The following is a 7,655-nucleotide window of genomic DNA, read 5'->3' on the forward strand; positions in this document are numbered from 1 at the left end:
TTTTATACCATTTATAGCACGTCAAAGGTCAGAGAAAAGTAGAACAATCGACAAGTTGCGTAAACTTTCACCTTAATCTTTTTTCATTGTTACTCATTGGATAAATCGATTGGACAACAATTCATCGATCAATATAAAAATGAGACTAAAGCCACAATTTATCTTGTTTTGCAAACTTCTTTATGTAACATATCGTGCCTTGACGGTAAGCACTGCTTGCCGTCAGTTCCGATGAAGACTGCAGGAGAGAGGCTAGTTCATTCTTAACTGAATAAACTAACCCACCGAAGAAGTAAATCTTTCAGGTGCTAATGTTCTATTTACAGAACAAGCGAGGACTGTAGTTGGAGGAACCTCTGGAGAGAACCGTTGAATCGGTCGCCGAAGGAGCAAACCCTGTCATAGGGTGAAACTCTCAGGCAAAAGGACAGAGGAGTGGAAAGCTATAATTTTAAATAGTTATTGTCTATTCAATACCTATCGTGTTCTATTTGATCACTACCCTTTCCCTCTTCTCCTTAACTGTTGTTTTATTAAGGGGAATTCATGAACAACCTGCAATCTATACTTGAAACTGTTGATAGCTTTATTTGGGGACCACCACTTCTTATTTTATTAGTGGGTACTGGTGTCTATTTTACCTTTCGTTTGGGACTTATTCAGTTTCGCCACCTTCCAACGGCACTAAAAATGGTCTTTAGCAAAGATAAGTCATCGGATAAACAAGGTGATGTATCAAGCTTTGCTGCGCTTTGCACAGCATTATCCGCCACTATCGGTACCGGTAATATTGTTGGTGTCGCAACCGCAATTAAGCTGGGCGGTCCGGGCGCACTATTTTGGATGTGGCTGGCGGCACTATTTGGTATGGCAACAAAATATGCAGAATGCTTGCTCGCGGTAAAATATCGTAAAGTCGATGACAAAGGGCAAATGGTTGGCGGCCCAATGTACTATTTACAATATGGTGTTGGTTCGAAAACACTAGCAGTTCTATTTGCTCTGTTTGCAATTGGCGTGGCTTGCTTTGGTATCGGCACTTTCCCGCAAGTAAACGCCATTTTGGACGCCACTGAAATCTCATTTGGTGTATCTCGCGAAATTTCAGCTGTAGTTCTGACGCTTTTAGTCGCCTTTGTCACCGTTGGTGGTATTAAATCGATTGCTAACGTGGCAGGTAAAATCGTACCGGCAATGGCATTATTCTATATTGTTGCCTGCTTAAGTGTAATCGTGAGTAATAGTGATAAACTGCTAGATGCAGTCAGCCTTGTCATTACTTCTGCATTTACCTCAACCGCTGCTACTGGTGGTTTTTTAGGGGCAAGCATCATGCTTGCTATTCAATCAGGTATCGCACGCGGTGTCTTTTCAAATGAATCTGGACTTGGCAGTGCGCCAATGGCTGCTGCCGCTGCGAAAACAGACTCTTGTGTAAAACAGGGGTTAATTTCGATGACGGGTACGTTCTTTGACACCATTATCATCTGTACGATGACAGGCCTTGCATTAATACTTACCGGAGCATGGCAAAGCGATTTTTCTGGTGCAGCGATGACCACTTACGCATTTGCTGTTGGTTTAAATGCTCAAACATTAGGACCAATGCTTGTCTCTATCGGTTTGATGTTTTTTGCTTTCACTACGATTTTGGGCTGGAACTACTATGGTGAACGTTGCGTGGTATTCCTATTCGGCACAAAAGCGGTTTTGCCTTATAAAGTGATATTTATCGGTTTAGTTGCATCTGGCGCTTTCTTGCATCTGGATATGATTTGGATCATTGCAGATATCGTTAACGGGTTAATGGCCATTCCAAATCTCATTGGTTTAATTGCCTTACGCCACGTCGTGATGGAAGAAACGAAACTGTTCTTTGAAAAACAACCTTCAAACGCTGTGAATACCGTTCAGACACAATATTAAATCGACACCGCAGATAGGTATTCAACAGCCCTATCTGCGGTTTAATGACATGTGTTTTTGCTTACGTATCTGTTTATCTAAGCAAGAGTGGGACCAATTTAAAACTGCTAAAATAATGATTGCAGTAGGCACTCCAAGATCTAACGCTATCCCTCCAAGAAACAGCAACACACACACCAAAACAACCGCACAAATAAGTAAAATATTCACATCATCTCCCACAATTTCCTACCGAGTAGCGCATGCGGGTATTTATACTTCATATTTAAGGACGTTATTTCAGGGAAATGTCAGCGCAAATCCATTGGGAAAAATCCTACAATTTTATTTATTGAATTGTTTCTTTCTCAAGTAACAATTTGAGACCCAGGCCAATAAGTACAACACCGGTTGTGCCTTCCATCCATTTCATAAAGGATGCATTTTTAAGTAGATTCTTTGCAGAGCTTAGTGCACCCGCTAACCCACATTGCCAAACCATGGCAATAACAAAGTGAACAGCGGCCATAAATAATGACTGAAATAATGGAGAAGACTCTGGATTAATAAACTGAGGTAAAAATGCTAAATAGAATACCGCTGTTTTAGGGTTAAGCACATTCGATAGAAAGCCCTCACGCAATGAACGAGAGAGTTTGAGCTCGCCGTGAGAAACGGTGGAGATATTCATCCCTTGCCCATTTTTTAACAGAGCTTTTAAGCTAGAAAGCCCTAGCCAAATCAAATAAGCAGCACCGATCATTTTCACGAAATGAAATAGCTCTGCGGATTGTGCCAAGATCGCTGAAATACCTACCGCCGAAAACGTGGCATGAACGAAAAGACCGCCGCAGATACCTAAACTAGTGACGCATCCATCACTAAAACCAGCGCGAGAGGTATTACGAATAACCAATGCGGTGTCTAGCCCTGGTGTTAAGGTTAAGATGGTAATGGCAACTAAAAATGCCTCAAAGTTTTGGATATACATACCTATCCCTGTATGAAAAATAATGCGGTCAGTTGTTCTTTTTATACCTGAGCATTTGATTGATGTCTTTAAGAGTTTTGCAGCAGATAAGAAAAAACCCGATAAAATCGGGCTGTTTCCGTGTCTAATGATGACTACAACAAAATCACCAGAGCAGATTTTTATCCAGCAAGTAATTTACTTTCAATTCAATTGGATAATTTTTTCACTAGAGTACACCTTATTCACCTTATCCCAAGGGATCGGGTCAATTGATACACCTTCGTCTTTTGCGCGTTGGTGAATACGCCCTAAATAAGAAGCCTCTTTATAGGTGTCTGCTGTAAAACCGTTGCTATCACGATCCATGACTTTATCTGGTGCTAATTCGGCTAAATAGACGGTCTCGCCACAACCTCTTAGCCAAACTTTGGCTTGCCCATTGGGTAGTAAACCAAACACGAATTCGGTGCGATAACAAACATTACCCAATGAACCATCTCTATTTTGGTAAAGACTTTTTTGCGCCATCAAACTTTTCACGTCTTCAGATACAGTATATTTGGTCACATAAAACTGAGTGTTAATAAGTGAAACCCAGTACAAGTAAAGACTATCTGGTGGCAATTTAATCTTTACAACTTGCTCACCCTGCGTATTCATAGCAAAACTATGTACAGGCAATCCAAAACCATCATATTCAGGTAACCAACCTTGAACATTTTTTAGATCACTGATTCTCATAAAATGAGAAAAGGTATGTAAAGGAGATGTCCAGTTTTGCGCCTCATTTATTCCATAAGCTTGAGTCACTTTAACAGGGTAAAAAGAGGGCATAGAGACGCTAACGCTCCATGCCTTCTCTGGTATTGGCCCCGCATAAGATGAACAGGCATTTAACAATACCGTGATCAACAAAACAGATACACTTTTGAAATACATTCTATTTCCCTTTTTCGCATCGGTAGCTGGCACGCTTGTAGCAGCCTTGATTTTCATCCCAAAGCGGTTTGAGTGCAAAACTATCATCAGATGAATGGTGAAATAAGTTTAACTGCATCAACTCTTGTTTACGTTTTGCATCAAACTCACTCTCTAACTTGGCATATTGCCCTTGCTTTGCCATATCCAGTACTTCTTGATTTAATATCTTAAAACTGGTAGCTAAAATATTATTCGATTGTTCAGGAAAGTCGACAACTCTATAAGCACCACGATCCGGGTCTTGCCATAGAAAACCATCATCATCAGCCACTGGTACTCCCTGAAACTCAGCTAAACCATACATTAATCTAAGGTATAAACGGGAGAGTTCACCTTCCACCTTACGCTGTATATAAAGGCGACCGACCACTCTGCCGTCCTCTTTTTTACCATGATTAATAAACTCAATTTGTGGCTCTGTGTAATCACTCTCCTTCCAGCCGGTGGCTAAATCACGCCGTTTATACTCAGCCAGTTTTTTTCTCACGTATTGTTCGGCGCGATCCTTATCCCAACGGTCAGTGAAAGAGCGACTCGCCCGCTTCACCAATTTTTTCTCCAATATCGGCAAGAGATAATCACTCTTGTTGTAACTCAGGCGTGAATGGTAACCACCACCAATATCGGAATGGGCTCCAGGAAGGACAAATTCATGAAAATGATCTACCGAACCAACAGAGTTAAGGTGGTTAAGGCTAAAGTTATAGCGACACTCAATACTAGGGTCTGCGGTTAAGTGAACAGCACACCGAACGCGCTGAGGATCAAGCCATAGCCTCACATCACCATTGTCATGATGAGTTGAAAAGTCAAAAGAAAGTAGGTCAACCACAGAAGCGACGGTATCAAACAGGCCAGCAAAAGTAATCTCACAGTTGGCTTTAGCCTCATCCGCTTCGTTCCAATCAAACCCATAAGCTAAGGGAACATCGCTCTTTTGGCACGCCTTGCTAAACACTTGAGCAAACTCGCCCTGCTCGCCATCTAGTACTACATTAATAAAATGTCTTGCGGCAGCGGCTCCACGACTAAAGCCAAATACATCAAACTGCAGCTTATTAAAACCGTCAACGCTATTCGGATCTGCTTCAGCAAAGACTGATTTAATATTTATAATTGACGTTGACAGTTGCTCTATGGAAGTACTGACTTTAGCGGTCACACCATATTTACCTATCCCAGCCCCCTGCCCAAAAATTTCCGATTCATCAGCTGGTGCAATATTTGTGCTATTTCCCGTACCAATACCCGTAACATATTCAGCTATAGAATAGGCAAGCCTGTTTTCAGAAAATTGATTTTTCTCATAAAGTTCAAACAACTTCGGTACATTGGTTAGCTCATTACTAGCACTGCCTGCCACTGTTTCTACTTCACCTGCATCATTTTTTAATAACGAGATAAAGAAATTGTCTTTTTTAGGATAATCAAAACACTCACTCGATAAGTGAGTAGCAGGAATGTCGTTTTTAAGCCGCCCTGTTTTTCTGGAAATAATGTCGCAATCAACGTTGTATTTCATTTTCCATGTTTGATAGTAATTCTCTAACTGAGTTTTCCCCCATTGCGCACTGTAGCTATTATTAGCCGTACCATCAAAAAACATACCTACGCGCAATGTAATAAAGTTAAATCCTCTCACTTTAAGAACATAACTTTTATCTGTCAGTAAATTACAAACATCTGCTTGGCCTTTTTGGTGCCTTACGGGTAGAGCTTGTTCTGGTGTTAATTCGGTTAGATCGCCAGTAGTTACGTTTAGAAAACTAGCACTATTCCCTAAATGGTCTTGGTATTGCTTGGCAAAATCCAAAGTAGGGTCGGCTTCATTATTGGGTGTTCTCAGTTTGCCCTGAGACTCTCTTAACCATTGTTCAGCATCAAGAGTGAGCGTCACCGGGCCGGGGGCAAGCGTTTTAAGCAAGATAGGCGCTTCACCTAATACGATGGGAAATTCATGCTTTGCAGAGTCAGTGATAGTACCAGTGATGCCTTTAAATGGCTTATTGAACTCATCACGGATGATAATTTCAATCCAATGCGTTCGATTTTCACACGGTGCGCAGAAAGGGCTAACTCCTGTTGTACTTCTCATTGCCAGCTCTCCTTAATGGCCTTTAACTCTTTCAGTTCATCCGATGTTAAATGTAAAGGATGGGATAAATCATCAAGCGCGGTATCGGTTGCAGTGACGAGCGCAACTAACGCATGCTGCTCTGCGACCTCGTAGCTATTTTGCTTTTCTAATGCTGATTGCAAGGCTGATAATATCGTCTGCTGCGGTGATTCTAGGCGTTGTAAAAGATGCGGCAGTAGCTCCCACCAACGTCTTTCTAAGGAGTTGGAATGAACATTTACGTTGTACAAAGGCGCTAGGTGGTGAGGTGACATCTTCCACCAAGTCCCGTGACGAAGCACAAATTCACTGCATGAGGTATTACTGAAGGTAATGAGAGCGTCTTCTTCATGGTGATCAATCACCACTAATTGATTAATATTGCCTAAAAATTGATTTATCTCGGCCTCATCCATCGCGCCTAACATGGGAAGAATTACTTCACAGTCATAAAAGCGAAACAACACTTCTTCACCATCCAACGCCGCTATCAATAAACTTCTCAGGTGAGCGATAACGCCATTTTCTGATACCCGACTAGAAAGCCCTAAACCTTGGTTAACCATTTTATTTGGCAACTGTAAAATAGAGGCTGATACAGGAATTAGCCACGGTGACAGTGACATCACAGAGTCAAACATCGCACCATAAAACACAGGTATGGCACCATCAAATCCAAAACCACCATTTTGCGCTACAGCAAGCTTGTGAAGTTTATGATCAACCAACCAATATTGATGTTCTGGCTGTTCTTCAAACCACGATTTCAACATTAGGCATCTCCTGCTAATGGACATACTTTTACGGCTGGCATTCGCGCTTCTTCAGATCGCAATAGAGCTTGGTAAGAGATAGTTTGTGGTGGTGCTGGTGACTTTTGCAGTTCAAGTTCACCGGGTAATAACGGTAAATCACCACTCAAACCACTGCCATTGCCAGCACTTCCGCCTGAGTTTAAATTAACGCCCGCCCCAGAAAGATGGACACCAGCAGGATCCACTTTAACAAAACTTCCACCGGCTTTTACCGTAATTTCAGAGCCCGCTTCTATGACAACTTTTTGCCCAGCTTTAATATGGATTTCATCACCCGCTTCATTAACCCATACTTGGCCCGACTTTACATGTAAGGAACCATTAATGATCAACGTTCGGTTTCCTTGAACGGCTTCGCGACTCTCACCACCCACCGTTAGGTGTTGGTTATTTTTGATATGGCTAAACTGGTCATTATCCACCGTCAGGTGACTATCGTGTTTGATGTGACTGGTGGCATCATTGAGCACCAGTGCTTCATAGTCTTTTTGCGCGTGCAGGTAGATTTTCTCTTGCCCTGCTTGGTCTTCAAAGCTCAGCTCATTAAACCCTTCACCTTGGTGGGTTTCACTGCGCAGCACGGTTTTGGTTTTGTTGTCTGGCAGCGTGTAAGGCGCTTTGTTGCTGGCATGGTAGGTGCGGCCTGTGACTATCGGTTGGTCTGGGTCGCCATTCAAAAACGATACTATCACTTCATGACCAATTCTTGGGATAGCCATCATCCCGTATTGGCTGCCTGCCCATCCTTGTGACACTCGCACCCAGCATGAGCTGTGCTCATCGCCGTTTGAATATCTATCCCACGGGAAATGCAGTTTGACGCGGCCATGTTCGTCACAGAAGATTTCTTCACCATCAGGCCCCA

6 protein-coding genes and 1 riboswitch are annotated in these 7,655 nt (G+C 42.3%); of the genes, 1 reads left to right on the forward strand and 5 read right to left on the reverse strand.

What is annotated here, in order from left to right:
* Nucleotides 1–346 precede the first annotated feature (346 nt).
* A riboswitch (glycine riboswitch) is annotated at nt 347–441 on the forward strand.
* 105 nt (nt 442–546) lie between these two features.
* A complete protein-coding gene (locus tag EYW48_RS18205) occupies nt 547–1,926 on the forward strand; it encodes a sodium:alanine symporter family protein (RefSeq protein WP_172533251.1) in 1,380 nt (459 codons plus the stop codon).
* Nucleotides 1,927–2,254: 328 nt separating this feature from the next.
* Here the strand turns inward: EYW48_RS18205 and EYW48_RS18210 are convergent, their stop codons facing one another.
* The 5 genes from EYW48_RS18210 to tssI form a co-directional block, all read right to left on the reverse strand.
* Nucleotides 2,255–2,896 (reverse strand): LysE family translocator, encoded by a 642-nt coding sequence (locus EYW48_RS18210; RefSeq protein WP_168522121.1) that lies wholly within the window; start codon nt 2,894–2,896, stop codon nt 2,255–2,257.
* 183 nt (nt 2,897–3,079) lie between these two features.
* Nucleotides 3,080–3,817, reverse strand: coding sequence for a DUF2931 family protein (locus tag EYW48_RS18215; protein WP_277432789.1), 738 nt, complete (start codon nt 3,815–3,817; stop codon nt 3,080–3,082).
* 1 nt (nt 3,818) lies between these two features.
* Nucleotides 3,819–5,954: a DUF2235 domain-containing protein gene (locus EYW48_RS18220; RefSeq protein WP_277432790.1), complete on the reverse strand. Its 2,136-nt coding sequence runs from the start codon at nt 5,952–5,954 to the stop codon at nt 3,819–3,821.
* Nucleotides 5,951–6,748, reverse strand: coding sequence for a DUF4123 domain-containing protein (locus tag EYW48_RS18225; RefSeq protein WP_255199807.1), 798 nt, complete (start codon nt 6,746–6,748; stop codon nt 5,951–5,953). Before EYW48_RS18225 ends, EYW48_RS18220 begins: the two co-directional genes overlap by 4 nt.
* The coding region (gene tssI, locus EYW48_RS18230; protein ID WP_277432791.1) for a type VI secretion system tip protein TssI/VgrG at nt 6,748–7,655 on the reverse strand (908 nt) is incomplete at its 5' end. The genes tssI and EYW48_RS18225, both read right to left, overlap by 1 nt.

Origin of the sequence: Vibrio sp. 1180_3, from assembly GCF_029478545.1 — a bacterium.
GTDB lineage: Bacteria > Pseudomonadota > Gammaproteobacteria > Enterobacterales > Vibrionaceae > Vibrio > Vibrio aestuarianus.